Source organism: Bacillus sp. E214 (assembly GCF_008087365.1).
Classification (GTDB): domain Bacteria; phylum Bacillota; class Bacilli; order Bacillales; family Pradoshiaceae; genus Pradoshia.
This window is the reverse complement of the sequence record NZ_VENN01000001.1, coordinates 1,213,382-1,234,731: the sequence shown is the minus strand read 5'-3', so window position 1 is coordinate 1,234,731 and position 21,350 is coordinate 1,213,382. Positions and strand designations below refer to the sequence as shown.

General features: G+C 37.0%; 16 protein-coding genes, 1 tRNA gene and 1 riboswitch. Of the genes, 13 read left to right on the top strand and 4 right to left on the bottom strand.

Features of this window, described 5'->3' with window-relative positions:
• Positions 1–26: 26 nt before the first annotated feature.
• The 3 genes from FHY47_RS05635 (at position 27) to FHY47_RS18875 (ending at position 1,918) form a co-directional block, all read left to right on the top strand.
• Positions 27–704 carry a phosphatase PAP2 family protein gene (locus tag FHY47_RS05635; RefSeq protein ID WP_139891814.1) on the top strand — a complete coding sequence of 226 codons (678 nt, stop codon included), beginning with the start codon at positions 27–29 and terminating at the stop codon, positions 702–704.
• Positions 705–854: 150 nt separating this feature from the next.
• The gene (locus FHY47_RS05630; protein ID WP_139891815.1) at positions 855–1,193 is read left to right on the top strand and encodes a hypothetical protein; all 339 of its coding nucleotides are present in this window, start codon (positions 855–857) and stop codon (positions 1,191–1,193) included.
• Between the two features lie 566 nt (positions 1,194–1,759).
• Positions 1,760–1,918: a hypothetical protein gene (locus FHY47_RS18875; protein WP_175354299.1), complete on the top strand. Its 159-nt coding sequence runs from the start codon at positions 1,760–1,762 to the stop codon at positions 1,916–1,918.
• Between the two features lie 208 nt (positions 1,919–2,126).
• Here the strand turns inward: FHY47_RS18875 and FHY47_RS05625 are convergent, their stop codons facing one another.
• Positions 2,127–2,723, bottom strand: coding sequence for a class I SAM-dependent methyltransferase (locus FHY47_RS05625; RefSeq protein ID WP_066107055.1), 597 nt, complete (start codon positions 2,721–2,723; stop codon positions 2,127–2,129).
• A 124-nt stretch (positions 2,724–2,847) separates the two neighbouring features.
• Positions 2,848–2,949: riboswitch (SAM riboswitch) on the top strand.
• A gap of 94 nt (positions 2,950–3,043) precedes the next feature.
• Here FHY47_RS05625 and FHY47_RS05620 point away from each other — a divergent pair.
• The 5 genes from FHY47_RS05620 to FHY47_RS05600 all read left to right on the top strand — a co-directional run bounded on the left by FHY47_RS05620 (position 3,044) and on the right by FHY47_RS05600 (position 10,581).
• Positions 3,044–4,903 carry a bifunctional homocysteine S-methyltransferase/methylenetetrahydrofolate reductase gene (locus FHY47_RS05620; protein ID WP_066107052.1) on the top strand — a complete coding sequence of 620 codons (1,860 nt, stop codon included), beginning with the start codon at positions 3,044–3,046 and terminating at the stop codon, positions 4,901–4,903.
• On the top strand, positions 4,900–8,343 hold the full coding sequence (gene metH, locus FHY47_RS05615) for a methionine synthase (RefSeq protein WP_148629808.1): 3,444 nt from the start codon (positions 4,900–4,902) through the stop codon (positions 8,341–8,343). The genes FHY47_RS05620 and metH overlap by 4 nt, the downstream gene beginning before the upstream one ends.
• A tRNA-Ser gene (locus tag FHY47_RS05610) sits at positions 8,342–8,411 on the top strand. The genes metH and FHY47_RS05610 overlap by 2 nt, the downstream gene beginning before the upstream one ends.
• A gap of 239 nt (positions 8,412–8,650) precedes the next feature.
• The gene (locus FHY47_RS05605; RefSeq protein ID WP_066107046.1) at positions 8,651–9,397 is read left to right on the top strand and encodes an SDR family NAD(P)-dependent oxidoreductase; all 747 of its coding nucleotides are present in this window, start codon (positions 8,651–8,653) and stop codon (positions 9,395–9,397) included.
• A 188-nt stretch (positions 9,398–9,585) separates the two neighbouring features.
• Positions 9,586–10,581 (top strand): hypothetical protein, encoded by a 996-nt coding sequence (locus FHY47_RS05600; protein WP_139891818.1) that lies wholly within the window; start codon positions 9,586–9,588, stop codon positions 10,579–10,581.
• 410 nt (positions 10,582–10,991) lie between these two features.
• On the opposite strand, the gene FHY47_RS05595 is transcribed toward FHY47_RS05600, so the two are convergent.
• From FHY47_RS05595 to FHY47_RS05585, 3 genes are all read right to left on the bottom strand, one after another.
• Positions 10,992–12,212, bottom strand: coding sequence for a dicarboxylate/amino acid:cation symporter (locus FHY47_RS05595; RefSeq protein ID WP_148629807.1), 1,221 nt, complete (start codon positions 12,210–12,212; stop codon positions 10,992–10,994).
• 289 nt (positions 12,213–12,501) lie between these two features.
• Positions 12,502–13,272: an NADPH-dependent oxidoreductase gene (locus tag FHY47_RS05590; protein WP_148629806.1), complete on the bottom strand. Its 771-nt coding sequence runs from the start codon at positions 13,270–13,272 to the stop codon at positions 12,502–12,504.
• Between the two features lie 314 nt (positions 13,273–13,586).
• Positions 13,587–14,264: a helix-turn-helix transcriptional regulator gene (locus tag FHY47_RS05585; protein WP_148629805.1), complete on the bottom strand. Its 678-nt coding sequence runs from the start codon at positions 14,262–14,264 to the stop codon at positions 13,587–13,589.
• A 741-nt stretch (positions 14,265–15,005) separates the two neighbouring features.
• On the opposite strand from FHY47_RS05585, the gene sdaAB reads away from it, so the two are divergent.
• The 5 genes from sdaAB to FHY47_RS05560 all read left to right on the top strand — a co-directional run bounded on the left by sdaAB (position 15,006) and on the right by FHY47_RS05560 (position 21,327).
• Positions 15,006–15,704, top strand: coding sequence for an L-serine ammonia-lyase, iron-sulfur-dependent subunit beta (gene sdaAB, locus FHY47_RS05580; protein ID WP_148629804.1), 699 nt, complete (start codon positions 15,006–15,008; stop codon positions 15,702–15,704).
• Positions 15,705–15,727: 23 nt separating this feature from the next.
• Positions 15,728–16,606 (top strand): L-serine ammonia-lyase, iron-sulfur-dependent, subunit alpha, encoded by an 879-nt coding sequence (sdaAA, locus tag FHY47_RS05575; protein ID WP_148629803.1) that lies wholly within the window; start codon positions 15,728–15,730, stop codon positions 16,604–16,606.
• A 228-nt stretch (positions 16,607–16,834) separates the two neighbouring features.
• The gene (locus tag FHY47_RS05570; RefSeq protein ID WP_148629802.1) at positions 16,835–18,154 is read left to right on the top strand and encodes an amino acid permease; all 1,320 of its coding nucleotides are present in this window, start codon (positions 16,835–16,837) and stop codon (positions 18,152–18,154) included.
• Positions 18,155–18,676: 522 nt separating this feature from the next.
• Positions 18,677–19,900, top strand: coding sequence for a beta-ketoacyl-[acyl-carrier-protein] synthase family protein (locus tag FHY47_RS05565; RefSeq protein ID WP_139891824.1), 1,224 nt, complete (start codon positions 18,677–18,679; stop codon positions 19,898–19,900).
• On the top strand, positions 19,897–21,327 hold the full coding sequence (locus FHY47_RS05560) for a sensor histidine kinase (RefSeq protein WP_262365970.1): 1,431 nt from the start codon (positions 19,897–19,899) through the stop codon (positions 21,325–21,327). The genes FHY47_RS05565 and FHY47_RS05560 overlap by 4 nt, the downstream gene beginning before the upstream one ends.
• The last annotated feature ends 23 nt before the right edge of the window (positions 21,328–21,350 follow it).

Genomic DNA, 21,350 nt, shown 5'->3' with positions numbered 1-21,350 from the left:
ATACATATTAGAATAGGAGGGCAGAAATGAAGAAGCAGACGAATACCTTTTTAAATGTTCATGTAATCACCTTTTTCGTATTAATCGCCCTCTTTATTGTGTGTACCATCCTATTCGTAGATATTGCAGAGAACATAAATGAGAATGAGCTTTATCATTTTGATATGACAATCATCCAGGCTGTGCAGGGGAGTATTAATGAATTAAGCACAAAAGTACTTACCTTTATAACTAATCTTGGATCAGTTGATGGCAATATTCTATTGGTTATCCTATTCTCTGTGTTTTTATTATTTAAAAAACGTGTATTAAGTGTCATATTCTTAATCATCACGACATTATCGGGCGGTTATGTTAACCATTACTTAAAATGGATTTTCCAGCGGGAGAGACCAACATTGAATCCATTGATCGAGGTAAATGGCTTCAGCTTTCCGAGCGGTCATGCTATGTCATCCTTTATCCTATACGGCGCACTTATGATCATAACTACCAGAATCACGAAGAATTGGCCCATTAGATTGGCTGTCTATGCGATTTGTATTTTTTTGATTTTAACGATGGGCTACAGCCGAATCTACTTGGGTGTCCATTATCCGAGTGATGTAATTGCAGGGTATATTGCAGGATGTGCATGGCTTGCTATCATTGCTACTGTATTTACGTTTGGGGAATATCGGAAAACAAAAGGTTCGAAATCGTAATAGGCTGTCCATAAGCCATAATGGCTTATGGACGGCTATTTTTTATGGAAATCTTGGCTGTCTGAAAATAACAAAAGGTTTCTAAGGAAATATTTGTTATAATAATTTATAAAGAAAAATTCTGGAATAAGTAAACAAGGGGATTTTAGTATGATTGATTTGATTATTGGGTTGTTAATCAATGGTTTAGTAATAGTTGCGTTTTTAAACATCAACAAATTTAATGCCCAAAAACTAAAATTATCAATAGTAAGTCTTATATCAACTATTATTGTTGTAGTTGTTCCTACCTTAGGTTATCGATTTGATAAGAGTATTGGTGATTATTATTTCGGTTTTCCTGCTGATATTTTAGTTTATCATGGTGGAATGCTGTTTTCTTTAGTCTCGTTTGGCTTTTTGTTTAACTTCTTTTTCTTTTATTGGGTGTTTAAACTAATAGTTAAATTAGGAGTGCTTATTAGGCCTGTGAACAAGGGAAATTATTGATGTTATTTAAAAGGGGTTGCTTAGGCTGCTCCTTTTCTTATAGGGTTCCCATTTCGCTTAATGCAGCAGCCAAAGTTAGTTACTTCAGTGTGAAATAGACGTAGCGGTAAAACCGCAATATCGGTTAACGATGTTATGTTGGGATAGCTGAAGAAGAGAAAGTATAATTTTTAATTAAGGTAATATTAAGTGATAATCGTTGAATGCCTTTTTGTGTTGAACTTCTTATGGCAGTAAAGGTTCAGGATAACGAAAAAGAGTTTTACATAAGAATAAGGAATTGATAAAAATCAATTTAATAGGGAGAAAAACATGGGGCATTAGTTGAATAATTGCGACAATAAAAAAGCTGTCTCTCTTTAAGTCATCAGCAACAATACTTGTGAACAGAGAGCAAATAAAAGAGATCCATTAGCAAGGGATAGGAATTTTCAATCACCTAAAAAAGACAACCAGAGTCATTATGTTATCAATAACATATATGGTATAATTTTCATGCAACTACTTGGTGCGGGTGGTATGCACCTTCTTTTCCTTATATAAAGGAGAAGGGAGGTGATATACTTATGGATTTTCTAATAGCTCTGGCAAAAGATGTAGCAATGATCTTTTTCACGACCCTTGCTGCCGGCATCGCCACGCGATTCGCCAATCTTCAGCTAAAGGGCAAACGAAAAACCACCCCGCGCCGACCAAAGCATAAGGGTGGTTCCTCTAAGAACTAAACTATTTGCATACCACTCGCTAGTAGTTGTACCAGGGAGTATCCAGCTCTCTGGTTTTTTAATATATGTGTATATGTTTATAATATACCCTAAATAATAGAAATTCAATCAAAACTGATGGAGGAGCTTATGGTTTTTATAGGTTGAAAAGGGTCAGATAGAAAGAGTGTCTAAGCTTGAGTGGAATTTCTAATATTCATAAAAAGGGCTATTTGATGGCTGTGACATTTATAGATAAGCACGGTTTGAGTGGTTTCGTTTGAACCTTAATAGACTTAAAGCCTGTATTAGTTAGCACCTCTCTAATCTCTTCGGCAAAGGCATGAGCCTGTTCTTCGGTTGCTTCTTCCTGCCTTGGCTGCACGGTTATAGTCAGTTTTCCATTTTCTTTTAATAAAGAATGTATTTTTTGAATACAAGCCTCTTGATCTTCCCATAATGGATAGCTATTTACACTAAATATTTTATCGTACACCATTGGATTGGGAATCCCGAGAACAGTTCCATTAAACAAACGAAGCTGATTGCGGTTGAGTTGTTCTTGATTTCGTTTGCTCGCATTTTTCACCATTTCTTCTGATGGATCGACACCATCTATTTGGATGGTAGGGTACTTCTCAAAAAGCATGTGCATTCCTTCACCTGGGCCAAAACCAACTTCTAGCAGTGTGTCATTTGGGGTAATAGTCAATTGATCAAATGTCCATTCGTATAATTCCTCATTTTCATAGGCCATTATTTTACCTGCAATCTTTCCGAGGACACCAGTTGGATTTTTAAACTGATTCGTTATTATTTCCTTCATCTAACATCACTCCTACCCCATACATACCCAAAATACTAAATCGTTAACTCTTTTGGATTAATTATCAAAATAGATTGAAATAACTGAAAATTTATAGTAAATTAAGTAAATATATAATTTCATATTCTTATCTAGAGAGATGGAGGGACTGGCCCGTTGAAATCTCAGCAACCTGGATGGTAATCCAAGGTGCTAAATCCAGCAAGCAATGCTTGAGAGATGAGAGACCTTAGGAAAGAGGGCTTTCATGATGAAAGCTCTTTTCTATTAGTCTGTTTTCCTCATCAGAGACATTAACCAACTAATTAGGGGGAAAGACAGTGAAACTACTGGAAACGTTAAATGAAAAAATTCTAGTCGCAGATGGGGCGAGTGGAACACTTTTATATTCATTTGGAATTGATAGTTGCTTTGAAGAGCTTAATTTGACAAACCCCAATCAGATCAAAAAGATGCATAGAAGTTATATTGAGGCTGGTGCTGATGTGATTCAATCGAATACATTCGGCGCAAATTTTCATAAATTAAAGCGCTATGGTCTCGAAAGGGAAGTTTCTCAAATTAATAGAGCCGGAATGAAAATAGCGAAAGATGCGGCTGATCCAAACACATTCATCATCGGCACGATTGGCGGCTTGCGGAGCTTTAGGAAATCAGAATTAACACTAACGGAAATTAAGGGATATTTCGATGAACAGCTGACCGCTTTATTGGAAGAAAAGCCGGATGGCATTTTACTTGAAACCTATTATGATTTAGACGAATTATTAACGGTAATAGAGTCGGCTAGAAAAATGAGTGATCTTCCTCTTATCGCGAATATTTCTCTGCATGAAACAGGCCTTTTGCAAAATGGTATGCATGTCAGTGAGGCGTTTTCTCTTATGAAAAAAACAGGCGCTGATGTGTTAGGCATCAATTGTCGGATGGGTCCCTATCATATGATTCGCTCATACGAAGAAGTACCTTTATTGGAAGATACCTATTATGCGGCTTATCCAAACGCCAGCTTACCTGATTTATCAGATGGAAGATATGTCTATTCGACAGAAGCGGATTATTTCATTAATAGTTCAAGGCAGCTTGTGAAGCAGGGGGTCCGGCTGCTAGGTGGATGCTGTGGTACAACTCCTGCCCATATTCAGGCCATTCGTAAAGGAATCGAAGATCTTCATCCTGTAAAGGTGAAAGATTTTGTAGCCAAGCCGAAGCATCAGCCTATATCATATGAAATCATTCAATATAAACGAAAAGGTCCAGATACAATTTCAGGTAAGGCAAAAAAACAAACGACGGTTATCGTGGAGTTGGACCCGCCAAAGACGTTCGGCCTGGAGGATTTTTTAATAGGAAGTCGCTACCTATTAGATTCGGGTGCCGATGCGATTACACTTGCGGATAATTCATTGGCGTCACCGAGAATATCCAATCTTGCGGTAGCGTCGATTTTACAATCAAAGTTAAATACGGTGCCTCTTGTTCACTTAACTTGTCGAGATCATAATCTGATTGGCTTGCAATCTCATTTAATGGGCATGCATTCCCTTGGATTATCAGAGGTGTTGGTGGTGACTGGGGATCCTTCAAAAATTGGTGATTTTCCGGGCGCGACTTCTGTATATGATCTTTCTTCAATGGACCTGATTTCATTGGTTAAGCAATTGAATGAGGGGCGCTCCTATTCAGGAAAATCGCTGGGTAGCCGGGCGAATTTCGATATCGCAGCTGCCTTTAATCCAAATGTAAAGTACATAGATAAAGCCGTACAGCGAATGGAAAAGAAAATTCAGGCTGGAGCTGATTATTTCTTAACCCAGCCCGTGTTTAGTATTGAAAAATTAGAGGAAGTATACGCGGCAACCAGGCATATAACAAAGCCGATTTTTATTGGCATTATGCCTTTAACGAGTCACCGGAATGCAGAGTTTTTACATAATGAAGTGCCAGGTATTTCATTGCCGGTTCATGTTAGAGAGGCGATGGAAAGAGCCGGAACGGATAAGGAAGCCTGTGCTCGCGAAAGCTTTGCCATTTCAAAAGAATTAGTGGACGCGGCAAGTGAACTATTTAACGGTATCTATATTATTACACCTTTTATGAAATATGAATTAAGCGGGCATTTGGTTCGGTACATCAAAGAACAGAAATCAGTTGTAAATAAGGAAGTGCATCTATCATGAGAACAGAAAAATTGAAAGAGTTATTGGCTGAAAGAATAGTTATTCTAGATGGAGCAATGGGAACCATGATTCAGGCGCATCAATTAATAGAGGATGATTTTGGCGGGGAACAATACGATGGGTGTAATGAGTATTTAACGCTAACCCGCCCGGATGTAATCCAATCGATTCATGAAGAGTACTTGGCAGCAGGTGCGGATATTATTGAAACAAACACATTCGGGGCAACTCCAATTGTACTGGATGAATATAATCTTGGTCACCTGGCATATCAGCTGAATAAAGAATCAGCTCAATTGGCTCGAAAAGCAACAGAACAGTTTGACAGTCCTGACAGCCCTCGCTTTGTTGCAGGTTCGATGGGACCTACGACCAAAACCTTATCCGTAACAGGCGGAGCCACTTTTGAACAATTGGCAGATTCATATGAAGAGCAAACGAAGGGCCTGCTTGATGGGGGAGTTGATTTGCTTCTCTTGGAAACATCGCAGGATTTATTAAATGTGAAAGCAGCTTATATTGGAATGAAAAGAGCATTCTCATCTTTAGGCAGGGAAGTTCCATTAATTATCTCAGGAACGATTGAACCAATGGGGACTACTCTAGCCGGTCAAACCATTGAAGCTTTTTATATATCGTGTGAGCATATGAATCCTCTTGCAATCGGGCTTAATTGTGCAACTGGTCCAGAGTTCATGGCTGACCATATCAGGTCTTTATCTGAATTAAGCACTGCTGCAGTAAGCTGTTACCCGAATGCGGGATTACCAGATGAAAATGGCCAATATAATGAATCGCCTTCCTCCCTAAGCAAGAAGATCAAGCAATTTGCCGAAAAAGGTTGGATTAATCTTGTTGGCGGCTGCTGCGGAACGACTCCTGATCATATTCGAGCTATTAAAGAAGCGGTTACCGGAATTGAAGCGAGGCAAATTAATGGCAAACAGGGTAATCATGCTGTCTCTGGTATTGATGCCTTAATCTATGATGATTCAATGAGACCTTTATTTGTAGGTGAACGGACAAATGTGATTGGATCCAGAAAGTTTAAGAATCTGATTAAGGACAGGAAATTTGAAGAAGCTTCCGAGATTGCTAGACAGCAAGTCAAAAAAGGAGCCCATGTAATAGATGTGTGCCTAGCTGATCCAGATAGCGATGAAGTGTCTGATATGGAAGAATTCATGAAAGAAGCGGCTAAAAAAATAAAGGTGCCTTTTGTTATCGATTCAACCGATGAAATGGTCATCGAAAAAGCACTCCGCCATTCTCAGGGTAAAGCAATCATTAATTCGATAAATTTAGAGGATGGGGAAGAACGCTTTGAGAAAATTGTTCCATTGGCAAAAGAGTATGGTGCAGCCTTGGTTGTTGGAACAATTGATGAAAAAGGGATGGCCGTAACAGAAGAACGAAAACTGGAGGTTGCCCAGAGATCGTATCAACTGTTAACAGAAAAGTATGGAATCGTACCGGAGGATATTATTTTTGACCCGCTTGTTTTTCCGGTTGGTACTGGTGATGAACAATACCGGGAAGGAGCTGCGGAAACGGTAAAGGGACTGGCGGCCATTAAAAAAGAGCTTCCGAGAACATTAACGATTTTAGGCATCAGTAATGTATCGTTTGGACTGCCGAATGAGGGAAGAGAGGTCCTGAATGCCGTTTATTTATACCACTGTACAAAGGCTGGCTTGGACTATGCGATTGTCAATACAGAAAAATTAACCCGATTTGCGTTAATCCCTGAGGAGGAAGTTAAATTATCAGAGAATCTTTTGTTTCATAACTCAGAAGAATCTCTTGCTGAGTTTGTTGCTTTTTATAGGACAAAAAAGCCTGTTCAAAAGGAAACGAAAGAAAAACTGCCATTATTGGAGCGGTTGCCTGAATACATTATCGAAGGGACAAAGGACGGGTTGAAGGAGGATATTGATGAAGCTCTTGAAAAAGGGATGGAGCCGCTTGATATCATCAACGGTCCATTAATGGCCGGTATGTCGAAGGTTGGAGAACTATTTAATGATAACCAGTTAATCGTAGCTGAAGTATTGCAAAGCGCGGAAGCCATGAAAGCAGCCGTTTCGCAGCTTGAACCATTGATGACTAAATCAGGTACAACGTCTACAAAAGGAAAAATGGTGCTGGCAACCGTGAAAGGGGACGTACATGATATCGGGAAGAATCTCGTTGATATCATCATGAGTAATAATGGCTATGAAGTGGTTGACTTAGGCATTAAAGTAGCTCCGCAAACCTTGATTGAATCCGTCCGAAATGAGAACCCAACTATTATTGGCTTGTCAGGCTTGTTGGTAAAATCAGCCCAACAGATGGTTATTACCGCTCAGGATTTAAGAGAAGCGGAAATTGATGTTCCGATTGTAGTAGGTGGAGCAGCTCTTACCAGGAAATTTACTAGAGGGCGAATTGCTCCTGAATATAATGGACCGGTCTTTTATGCAAAGGATGCCATGAATGGACTCGATTTAATCAATCAGCTCCATGACGATGAGAAAAGGCTATCCTTTCTCGCTCAGCTAGAGGCAGAAACGAATGAGCAAGCAGCAGTGATTTCGATTGAAACGAAAAGGGATATTCAAGTTACAGAAAACCGTGATAAAACAGTGAAGGATCAAGAGAATATACCAGTCCCCGAGGACTTAAACCGGCATATTCTGCAGGATTACCCACTATCTCTGGTGTACCCATATGTGAATAAACAAATGTTATTTGGCCATCACCTTGGGATGAAGGGGAAAGTGGATCGGTTGTTTGAGGAAGAGAATCCAAAATTATTAGAACTTGCAGCCATAGTTGATGAGATTCTCGAAAACAATCAGATTAAATTATCAGCGATGTATCAATATTTTCCTGCAAAAAGTGATGGAGAAATTCTAAAAATATGTTCCCCAGCTAATCCGGATGAAGTCCTCGAAACATTTGATTTTCCGCGACAGTCCAAAAAGCCTTATCTGTGTTTATCTGATTATGTGAAGGACCAAGAGTCAGGTGTACAGGATTATGTGGGATTGATGATTGTCACAGCAGGTAAAGGTATAAAAGAAATAGCAGAAGGATGGAAAAAAGAAGGACAGTATTTAAAGAGCCATGTCATCCAATCACTCGCACTCGAATGTGCAGAAGGCTTAGCTGAACGAGTCCACCATCTTATGAGGGATGCTTGGGGAATCCATGACTCTATCGATATGACCATGAAAGAACGATTGAGTGCTAAGTATACCGGTCAGCGTTATTCATTCGGGTATCCAGCCTGCCCGAATCTCGAGGATCAAGAAAAGCTATTCAGGTTGCTGAAACCAGAGGATATCGGAATTCAGTTGACAGAGGGATTTATGATGAATCCTGAAGCATCTGTTTCCGCGATGGTCTTTTCGCATCCGGAGGCTAGGTATTTTAATGTGGGGCGGGAGGAGTAACGAGATAACGTAAAGGCATAGATAAACGGCCTTCTAAGCCGTCGGTCGGGAGTTCGAATCTCTCTTCGGATGTAATAGATAGCATGAATAAGTCCATATGAATAGTAAATTTCAATATAATGGGGTACAAACGGAGATTAGCACCAAGCGTTTGTGCCCCTTTTTAGTTATCTTGAAGTCTACTATTGTGAAGTTTATATGCAGGGATCAAAAAATCAAGCAATATTTCTACTATTTGTGGATAATAAATGGTCAAATAATCTTTCTTTAGAAAGTATTTAAATAAGAAAAAGGGAGAGAAGTTAGTATGTTTGAAATCAAAGGTAAAGTAGCTATTGTAACTGGAGGGGCAAACGGAATTGGTAAAGAAGCGGTAAAAGCTATTCTCAACAAAGGTGGAATCCCTGTTATTGCAGACTTCAACGAGGAGTTGGGAAATCAAACTGCCAAAGAGTTAAACGTTGAATTTTTGAAAGTAGATGTATCAGACGAAAATCAAGTAAAGGATATGGTGTCACACGTGGTTGAAAAATATGGACACCTTGACATTATGATTGCCAATGCAGGTATAGGAGGAGGAGGTTCTACACTAGATCTTCCAACTGATGAATACGAAAAATACATAGGGGTTAATCAAAATGGTGTATTTTATTGCAGCCGTGAAGCGATTCGACAGATGGTTGCACAAGGCATGGGTGGGGCGGTTATTAACGTTTCTTCAATTCTTGGCTTAGTAGGTTCAGCCGGTGCTTGTTTCTACAACGCTAGTAAAGGTGCAGTAAGATTAATGACAAAATCAATGGCCTTAGAATTTGCTCCTTTTAACATTCGAGTAAATAGTGTCCATCCTGGCTATGTTATTACAGGTATGGTAAATGAGGATGTTGCAGGAGCAGAAGGAATCGAAATGTTAAAATCACTTCATCCGCTATCAAAAGGACTTGAACGTTTGGGTAAACCTGAGGAGATTGCACATGCAATCATATTCGCTATTGAAAACACTTTTATGACAGGAGCGGAAATTGTCGTAGACGGAGGATACACTGCTCAATAATAAAGCATACATAAAGAGATACTATGAACACCCACTATTGAATGTGGGTGTTTTGTTTTATGTATATTAAGTATCAATCTGATATATAAAAATAATTTAATTTAAATGTGTATATATTTAAGGAAATTCAAACTGGGTATTATTAATATATCAATATAAAATTAATATTCCGGAAGGTGGAGATTAAAATGAAGAAAGGCTTGGCATTATTATTTATTTTAATTACTTTCATAGGAATATCGGGTTGCAGTTCAAAGGAAAAAATTGATTTAACCGAATATGTAACAATTGAAGTAAGTGGTTATGATGGTGAAGCAACAGCAAATGCTAATTTCGATTCATCTCGTTTTGAAGAAAAATTACTCAGTATTGATGGAAAACTTTTATTTTCTTCACTTGAAGAGAATATAGAAATAAAGTTAAATAAGGAACAAAATATTAGTAATGGAGATAAACTTGTAGCAGATGTATCTTATACGGCTGATCAAGGGGAATTAGAGGTTAACTTAAAAGACGGAAAAGTAAATAAAGAAGTGAGCGGTTTAGAAAAAATTGCACTCCATGAGGCAGATAAAGAAATTCTAAATGCTGATTTAGGTACTAAAGCCATCCAAATTTTTGACTTCATATGGACGGAAGATACAATTGTTCAGGATTTTATTGATGCTGGATTTAATGTTGTCTATATGGAAAGTAAGACACAGGAAAGTGATAAATCAATTGAAGAGGTTTGGATTGACGATAGTTTTGGGTTCTCACCACTAATCAAGGTTTCCAAAAATGAATTTGAATTATTTCTTGAGCCTGTTAATCCTACTTATGAGGAAACAAGTGAATCAATTCCGTTAGTTGAATGTCATGTTACTGCTGACGGTGCTATGAGTGACAATCCTGGGGTGCATTTAAGCGTAAAAGATGAGGATGTCATTACTAAAATTAAAGGTGCAGAAGTAGAATCACAAGTATTTTTTGTGAAAGGTTTAACTGTAGGAATGACAGAAGATGATTTGTTGGATAAATTACCGGAGAGTTCTAGTAAGAGGGATTCAGGGAAAAGAACTTTATATTCCTACTTTAAATTTGGAGAAGGCGGTTATGACTACACTTTTTATGTAGATAAGGAAACTAAATTAATTGTTGGAATTACCGGACCAATGGGCGGATTCCTACTTTTTAATGATTAATTCCACCTAGCTTAGGATATGGATTATTCTTAATAGTAGTTCGTAAACTATGAATTCCAGTTGTATTGCTGTAACTGTGAAAGTAGGGAGTAAAATTTGCAAGGAAACTGCACAGTTACACTAAAAGCTTAAAACTGATAAGGGTATAAAGGAAATGCTTTACCAAACACAACCATTATAGTTGTTTATTTTTAAATGTATAGTAAATTTATAGACCTTAAACTCTGACTAAAAGAGCAGATAAATCTCCTGTTTTTGGATTTTACCTGCTCTTTTTTGAATTGAATATAACTATTATTATAAATAAAACAATAATAAGAAAACTGCATCTTTATCGATAAGATCTCTATCAATAAAGATGCAGTGGATATAAGGATTATAAAAATAGAATAGAATACTAGAGTTTATGACTATGCAGCGCTTTCTTTTCTTTTTTCTTGTTCGTTGATCATGACAGCACAAGCTGCATCACCAGTAATATTGACAGATGTTCGTGCCATATCAAGAATACGGTCGATTCCGAGGATTAACCCAATACCTTCTACAGGTAAATTAACTGAGCTTAGTACCATAGCAAGCATGATCAGGCCTACACCAGGTACACCTGCTGTGCCGATACTTGCAAGGACGGCCGTTATCACGACTGTAACTAAGGCAGTGAATGATAAATCTACACCATAGACTTGAGCGATAAAGATGGTGGCAACACCCTGCATAATGGCTGTTCCGTCCATGTTGATTGTCGCACCCAGAGGCTGAACAAAGCTAGATATTTCTTTTTTAACACCTAAATTGTCCTGTGCGGCTTCCATGGATAGAGGTAAAGTTGCATTACTGCTTGATGTACTGAATCCTACTGTCATGGCCGGTGCAAAGCCTTTAAAGAACCATATTGGACTTTTACGTGCCATGAAGAAAATGGTTCCTCCATATACCAGTAGAGTATGAAGGATTAGCGCGATTACAACGACTATCATATATAATGCCATCGCTTTCATTGCACTGTAGCCTTGTTCTCCAATTGCTGATGCAATAAGACCAAACGTTCCATAAGGAGCTAATTTCATAACCCAGGTTACAAGAAACATAACCAATTCATTACCTTGTTCAACCAATTTAACAATTCCTTCTGTCTTTTTTCCTAAAACAGTTAATGCAAATCCAATTAAAGCAGCCATGAAAATGATTTGGAGCATATCACCTTCGGCCATAGCCATGATTGGATTATCAGGAATAATGTTAAGGAACGTTTCTCCGATTGAAGGGGCTTCTTCAGCCTCAAAAGTTGCATTTTCTGTATCAAATTCACCTTTGGTTCCCGGTGAAATTACCATAGCAAGAACGATAGCCAATATAATGGCTATGGCTGTAGTACATAGGAAGTAGAAAACGGTTTTAAAACCGATGGATCCTAATTTTTTAGGATCTCCCAGGCCAGCTACACCTAAAATAATAGAAAACAATACTATTGGGACTACTAACAATTTAATCAGATTGATAAAGATGGTACCTAAAGGATCGAAAAGAAATTTGTTGAATGTTTCAAATAAAGATGGGGAGAAAATATTTAGGGAAAGACCTACAAGGGCACCAAGTATCAGTGCATAGATTATCTTCTTCGTTAAGTTCATATGATTCCTCCTAGCTCTCAGCCATAAATTCTGACACTAAACTATTATATTTATCCTTATATTCCAAATTCCGAGAATTAATAGATATTTTACCACGGAATTTGAAATTACTCATCTAATATAACTTTTAGGGCATATTAATCTTCTTTATAGTGAAATAAGGAGTATTAAGTCCTAGAATAATGTGAGGATATTTCTATCGATTTTTATTACTAAAGCAATCAAGGCAAGGTGAAGGGATCATCAAGAGATTTGGGAGATACAAAGTGAAAAAAAGGAAGAGGAGCGTTTAGGCTTCTCTTCCTTTATCTTTAACATCTATTTTTTTCGGAATCTGCATTTGTTGATTAATTGCTTCATCAACGCCCTGATAATAGGTTTTACTATAAAAGCTGGCTACTGCTTTAGTCCATGTCCCAGTCTGTGTACCCTGGGAACGTTCTGATAGGTAATCTGAAAATGTTTGATTATATGATTCGATTTCGTCTTTTATATCATGCTGATAGGTTTCGCTATGATAGACCGCTTTAACTGGCAGGCGTGGTTTTAAGCCGGGATCCTCTGCAGGATAGCCGATACATAAACCTGAAATGGGTAAAACAAATGGAGGAAGGTTGAGTTCCTTTATGACTTTATCTAAATTTCTGCGTATACCGCCAATGCAGACTGTACCAAGGCCTAATGATTCGGCTGCAGTAATGGCTGCTTCAAGAGCAATCCCAACATCTGTAGCACCGACCAATAATGTATCAATATTTTCTGAGACAGCAAACGGTGTTTTTTCGATTTCGCTGGATATATATGCTCTATAAAAGTCTGAGCAGAATACGAGGAATACAGGGGCCTCTTCAATATGCTTCTGCCCGCCGCATAGCTCTGCGAACTTCTTCTTCCTTACAGGATCTTTAACAGCAATAATGGAAACCTGTTGTCCATTTATCCAACTCGGGGCAGATTGGACAGCTTTAATGATTTGTTCCAGCTGTACATCCTCGACTGGTTTGTTTTTATAAGATCGGATGGAGCGGTGAGATAATAAGGTTTGCATTATTTCGTTCATGTTGAGGTCCTCCTTCGCTATATGGTTTCGTTATTAGTATAGTACAAACGAGTTTATTGTTTATAACAGAACCATTACAGTCGGACTGTTATCTAAGTGTTATATTGGGGTGTAGAGCTTCAATGAAAGGATGAAGTTACTTCTATTAGGAGATCAAGCAACCTAGATAGACTTCGAGATGTAAATTTTTCTGTAGGATGACAACCTATATGACTTTTTAAAGTGTGGAAAAAAGTGGATGAAAAATAAGCTGGGAAGTCTGCGAGATATCTAGTCTTTCCTCGGACTCTCCAGCTTAATTGACATGCACTTTATTATACCGGTACTGCTTTTTTGCTTCGTGATACCATTTGAAGGTAACGATAAACACTGGACTCGGACATTCCCATTATATCTGCCACTTCACTTATTGTGCCTTTCATATCAAATATCCCATACTCTTTTAATTTTGAAATAGCAAGCTTCTTTTGGTCAGGTGATAATTGGGCTCCAGATTCGAGGATATCTCTATCTATTACTGTATAAATGATATTACTTACATTATCTTGAAGCTTTTCTACAGGTTTCTCTTGTTCAGTTTTCATTTCAATATGTTTAATATCAAAGCTTAGATTGGCTAAACTTAATATATCCTTGGCGACTTTTCGATAAACGTCTGCATCAAAATTTATACATAAAAGTCCCTGTAATTGACCTTCATGATCTTTTATAAACAAAGTGGATGAACGAAATTTTTTACCCCGCGGTCCTTCCCCAACATATCCAACAACATAATCATTGTCTAAATAAACCTTATCGTTGATTAACTTTTTTGCATAGTTAGTCAATGGGCTATTTAAGGACCTTTCGCTCAAGTCAGCATTGACAATATGACCGATATGAGAACCTCCATTAGGATTTAAAATATGTAATACAAATTCATAATTAGGTCCTAAAATTTCACCAAAATAATTCATTATAGTTTGATAATGTCGAAATAGATCTTTATCCAATTAGGTTTTCCTCCTTTTAGGAAACTCTTTTTAATGGAACATCGAGATCAAAGAATAGTTACCAATTTAACTACAAGCATTGTAAGTTAAAACCTACATGCAAGTCTTCATTTTTGCACCTGTATTTATGCGCTTGCTCAGTGGTTAGGGAAGGTTGGGGATTATCAATGTTATTAAGCAACCCTTAGATAATAGAACCAATTAAAACATAATCTACCAATAATTATAGCAGATTGTAAAGGCTTTCTAATAATAAATTTTTACAAAAATAAGTTTTTATTAAATCGTATTGACATATTAAACCAATTATGTGATACTTTGAGCGAGTAGTAAATAATAACTACTGTAATAAATTATTGGAAATTAATTAATAGATTTCCAAGGTCAGCTTGAAACACTTTATAAGGATTTTTTAGAGCAGTTGCGGTACCGTTTTTAACCTTATGCTTTCTAAATTTTGCTAAAGGTGGTGTATCTGGAATCGGATTTATGGAACAACTAGGAATTGCTGTTAATTATGTTTTGAAGGCATTAAGTTGCAAAAGAAATGATGGCAATGTTAGTTAGTATTCGAGATAAATACGATTCGATTTTATTGGTTAGTAATGAAAACCTTTTCAATTAAAGCGGAGTTAAAACTCTATTAAGCTCACTGGTACAAGCCATGTTCATCTATTGAAAGTTTACAGTGCAAGATCAATTTTAAAGATCAAGTAATTTAATGGGGTGGGGGAATTTTATATGAGTATTAATGTAGCACCCGTTAAAGAAAAAAAGATTATTAATTATAAAAGTTGTTTTGATGTAATAGGTCCGGTAATGATAGGGCCCTCGAGTTCGCACACAGCAGGTGCCTTAGCTATTGGAGCAGTTGCCAATAAATTATTTCAAGGTCTTCCAAAAAAAGTTTTGGTCCGGTACTATGAATCATTTGCTGAAACTCATAAAGGTCATGGAACTGATTTTGCCATTGTTGCTGGTATATTAGGATTTGCTGCTGATGATAGCAGAGTACCGGATGCTATTAAAATAGCAGAATCTAAGGGTATCCAGATTGTTTTTATTGAAGAAGTGATTGATAGTCCTGCCGGTCATCCCAATACTGCAGATGTTTATCTGGAGGATGAATATAGAAGTATTAGAACGATGGGAATTTCGGTCGGCGGCGGTATGATTGAGGTCAAACAGATTGAAATGGACGGTTTTAAATTGAATCTTGAAGGACCATTGCCAGTTATACTAGCGATTTCTGAAAAAGATGACCTTGAATTTGGGTTACGCAGGATTCTTAAAGAAAATGATGTCGATATTAACAGCTTTATCAGTTTAGAAAAAGACGGAAAACACCTCTTTGAATTTACATTAGATTCTCAATTACGTAACAATGTTCAGCAGAAATTGAAGGACCTTAGTAATACAGCTACTATTATTATTCTTTAAAATCTTAGGGAGGTGAAAAGTTTATGTACATGACCATAAAAGAAATCGTGGATGCAGCTAATAAAAGGCAAAAACCCATTTATGAATTAGCCATTGAGCAGGAAATCCAACAAACTAGATCCACCTATGATGAAGTTTGGATCAAAATGGAAAAAAATCTACTCACCATGGAAAATGCCATAAATAAAAGTATTGAGGGAGACGGGGTATTTTCTCCGACCGGTTTAACTGGTGGCGATGCTGTTAAAATCAAAAAATATCGCGAACGTGGAAAAACTCTTTCTGGAGATATGATGGTATTTGGGGTTCAACATGCAATTGGTGTTAATGAAGTAAATGCTTCGTTAGGGGCAATTTGTGCAACTCCAACAGCAGGCGCGAGCGGAACAGTTCCTGGGGTCCTATTCGGTATTAAAGATACGTTGCAGTTAAGTCACGAAGATATGGTGCATTTTCTATTCACTTCTGCTTTATTTGGAATGATAGTAGCCAATAATGCTTGTATTGCTGGAGCGTTTGGAGGATGTCAAGCTGAAGTAGGCAGTGCCTCGGCAATGGCAGCAGCAGCTGCAGTAGAAGTTGCCGGTGGAACACCGCAGCAATCATCGGAAGCCTTCTCAACTGCCCTTCAAAATTTGCTTGGTTTAGTATGTGATCCAGTCGCTGGATTGGTAGAGGTTCCTTGTGTAAAGAGAAACGCTATTGGAACGGCCAATGCCTTAGTTGCAGCGGACATGGCATTAGCCGGCGTAGATAATATCATTAGTGCCGACGAAGTAGTTGAAGCCATGTATAAAATAGGTAGACAAATGCCGCGCGAGTTAAGAGAGACAGGTTTAGGAGGAGTGGCAGCTACACCAACAGGTATTGCCATTAAACATAAAATTTTTGGAGAAAAGTAAGAAGAGAAGACAAATATAGAAATAAAGGGATTTATACCTATACAAATACAATATTTTGCAAACGCCAACAAATACACTAGAATGGTAGATAAACAAATTTCTCAGTGCTAGCGTTGTAATTTAATAATCTCTATTGTCCGAATCTTATAAGTAATTTAATTTTAAAAAAATATCCATATTTATAAGCCTTAGCAGAAAGCTAGGGTATATATAAGGAGGAACCTTATTATGCATGGAAATACAGCAAAAAAACTCGAATTACCAGTTGAAGATCATTCAGTAATACAAGAGAATTTTCCAGATGCGAAGAAATGGCATAAACAAGATACAACCTGGGCTTTGAGCCTTTTTGGAACAGCAATTGGAGCGGGTGTACTCTTTTTACCTATTAATGCAGGATCAGGCGGATTAATATCATTATTGTTAATTACTATACTAGCCTTTCCGGTAATGTACTACTCGCATAGGGCACTTGCTAAAATGATAGCTGCTTCAGATTCTGCTGATGAGGGAATTACCGGTACGATAAGGGAGTATTTTGGAAATAAGGCAAGTATAGCCTTTAACATAGTTTATTTCTTCTCTATTTATACGATCGTGCTGATGTATTCAGTTGCACTTACAAATACAGCAAGTAGTTTTATGGTAAATCAATTGCATATGAACGAGCCGCCAAGAGCCATTTTATCACTTGTATTAATTCTCGGTCTTATCGTCATACTAAATTTTGGACAAGATATAACTGTAAAAGTGATGAGCATGCTAGTTTATCCATTTATAGCTTCTCTGTTATTTATCGCAGTATCTTTAATTCCACAGTGGAATACATCGATTTTTAGTTCTGCAAGTGTTTCTACTGCTTCATCAGGATCCGGATATTTTGGAATTATACTGTTGATATTACCAATTATCGTATTCTCGTTTAACCATTCTCCTATTGTATCGTCATTTGTAATGAAACAGCGGGCAACTTATGGAAAAGATGCGACTGACGCGAAATGTGCCCAAATACAAAAAGTATGTTATATTATGACATTCTCTGTTGTCATGTTCTTCGTTTGGAGCAGTGTCTTGAGCTTAACTCCAAGTGATCTTGCCATGGCAAAGCAACAGAATTTATCAATCCTATCTTATCTTGCGAATGAACTTGGTTCACCAATAATTGCTATTGCAGCGCCTATTATTGCATTCGTGGCCATCACAAAGTCCTTCCTTGGTCATTATGTAGGAGCTTACGAAGTAATGCGTGACATGATTGTGGCATCAGGAAAAGCACGCGGAAAAAGTATTAAAGAAAAAACAATTAAAACTGCAATTCTAGTATTTGTGGTATTAACATGTTGGTTTGTTGCTTATACAAATCCAAGTATTCTAGGATTAATTGATACACTCAGCGGACCTCTAGTTGCTGCTATCTTATGTGTATTACCAATGTATGCAATCCGTAAAGTACCAGTACTAGCTAAATACAGAGGGAAATTGAGCAACGTGTTTGTCATTGTTGTAGGTGTGCTTACGATCCTAGCAAGTATTAAAGTATTCTTCTAAATCACTTTAATGAATGAAAGTTTTAGAAGAGGATTATAAGTTTTAAGCAGTAAAAAGTTAAGAAGTGTTTGATGCTTGAACCTTAGATATGGCTGTATTCCGGGATTTTACGGTATGCAGCTTTTTTATTCTCAATGGTCTTTATTACTCGAAATTTCTCCTTGGTTTTTAGGAGTTAGGACTGCGGTCTGCAATATTTGCTAGCTGTTAGCAGGAAATTTGATAGATTAAAGAATTTATATTATTGATGGCTAATAACATTCTTGTTGGGCTGATATCTTACTAGAGTTCCAGGTATGTGAACATCTGAAATTAAAGTTACTTTATCTCCCAAACTAAAAGCTCAACGACATGTGGTATCAACATACGCTTTTGATTATTTTATAAAGTAGTATTAATGATTTATTTAAACTATTTAGATTATTTAAATATATTTTTAATAGTTTTTTCCTATAGTCATTCTGAAATATTATCTGCTATAATTTTTTTAGGTAAATATTCTCAACTAAGGCGGAAAATTACATGAAAATAGTAGTTAGTGGCTACGGGACAATAGCCCCGAATACAAGGAATACCGACGAATTTTTATATAATTTACAGCATGGTGTGAACACACTGGAAGTAATAGATGGAGAAGGGTATAAAGGAGAGTCCAATATAGTTGGTCTAATACATAATGGATTAGAAGAGTTAGAGAAAGATAGGAGAATTAATCGGTTACCCAAAGTTTCTAAATTGGGAATCGTGGCCGGGCGAGAGGCATTGGAATCAGCAGGGGTGGATTTAGCAGGTAAAAAAGTAGGGGTTTTCTTTGGAACTTCACTTGGATCCTCCGTAGATCAATATTCTCTGGACGCAGTTGTACATGCGAACAATGATGATTATAGAAAAATGCCTATTACGTTTTCTCACTATGTCAATTATCACAGTATGACCTCATCTATCGCTTACTTTTTAGGAGCAAAAGGTGTGACAAAAACAATAAGCACTGGCTGCACTTCCAGTTTGGAAGCAATTGAAGAGGCTTTGCTCTATTTAAAAGCCGGTAAAATAGATGTGGCTATAGTAGGTGGAACAGAGAGTCCGATTGGTAAACTAATGACTTATGCTTTTTCTAAAACAAGAATATTACCTTTGAATCAAGCAATGGATGTAGGAGCCGTTCCATTTCATGAAGATAGTAAAGGGTTTGCTGCTTCTGAAGCTTCTGGTGTGATTGTTTTAGAGAGAGAAGATGATGCCATTAAGCGAGGAGCTCATATTAAAGGAGAAATTGTTGATATTATCTCGAATAATGATGGGTCTTATATATTTGATTCGGATGAATCAGGAGAACAGATGATTAATGCATTAAAAGATGTCACGAGTGGCCGCAATCCAGATTATATCAACAGCCAGGCACTTGGGATCCAGCAGAATGATCGGATAGAAGAAAAGTGCTCAAGGGAATTATTTAATCATCAAACACCATATAGCTCGATAAAAAGTATGTATGGAAACCCTCTAGCCGCCATTGGTATCTTGCAAGTGATATCTTCATTATTAAGTGTGGAACATGATTTTATTCCTCCAACAATAAGAACAACTAAAAAAGGCTATGAAGATATGAATATTGTTACCGAAACGATTTATCAGGAGGTCAATGAAGTAGCTGTTACCAATCATGGACATGGCGGGAATAATGCATGTGCTTATATTAAAAAATATAGACCTGATCATACAGCAATGGAGTGCAAAAATAAATGATTATCGGATTATTAATATGTACTATTGGGTTGATCCCTTTGGTTGTTTCATTCGTTATAAAAAGTATGTATAATGAATCAAGATTAACAATGGGTATCGTTTTATACATGCTCTTTGTTTCAATTTGGCAAATTGATGTTGGGGTTCTTTATTTTTCAGATATTCTTTCTGAGAGTACCATTCTTGTATTATTTAAATTGCTGCGTTTAGGGCCAACTTTTGGAGTGCCGATTGTTCTCTATGTAGCATATTTGATTATAAAGGATCAGCCAACAATGTTAACAGATACTCCTTGGTTAGCAAAGGTATCGAGGTTATTACTTGATAAGAAGTCACTCATCTTTTTTATTATTTTAAGCGGAGTGGTGTATATAATCAATCTAACGGAATTAGGGATTAGTGGGTTAACCGTAAAGACCAGTTTCTCATCCAGTTTTTATTACCCAGTGTATGGGACTTTAGGATGGATATTCATTTTACATATGATTGGTTTTATCATCTTTCTAATTCTTGTCTATTTAGTTTCGAGAAATATATCTAACACGAGTTTCAGAAAATTCTTAAATGCTTTCTGTTTAGCCTCTATTTGGCTAATCTTATCGGGATATTTAAACCTTTCACCAGGGACAGGTGCCATAACAAGCAGCATCGGGGTAATCGTATTCTCTGTTTTTATGGTGCATTTCTTTGTTAAACTGAACACGAGTCTAAAAGATAGTCATTATCAACTGCTGGAAAGACAAAAAAAGCTGGATTATACCGGGAATTTAGCGGGAAGTTTAATTCATGAAGTGAAAAATACCAATCAAATTATCAAGAGTTTTTCAAATCTTCTTAGTCTGAGCAATGACTTAACAGAGTCAGATAAGAAAACACTAGATATGATTCAAAAGTCATCTGAACATTTAGGTAAACTGACCAATAATTATAAGGATTATATGAAGTCATCCAATCTAGTACTGAAAAAGGAAAATTTAATAGAGGTTATTCTGGATTCCATTAACATGTCTTCTGAAATGTTGCGTACAAATCAGGTGGATATTGAATTGGTTAACAATTACGTACCTTTGAATGCCTATATTAATAAAACCAATTTGGGGCAAGTCTTTATCAACTTAATCAAGAACAGCGTGGAGGCTATGCCTGAAGATAGAGATGATAAGAAAATATTGATTAAGACCGAATTGAAAAATGAACATATTATTATTCATTTTATTGATACAGGCAAGGGAATCCCTCCAGCTAACTGGGAAAGTGTATTTGACCCATTTATCTCAATAGACAAGCGGGGAATGGGATTGGGATTACCATTTGTTAAGAAAACAATCATAGAGCATTTGGGGAATATTACAATTTCTAAAAGCTCACCTGAAGGAACTCATTTTATAATCGAGCTTCCACAGAATGGAATATTAGACATAAACTAATTTGCAGCACACAGTCTACTATA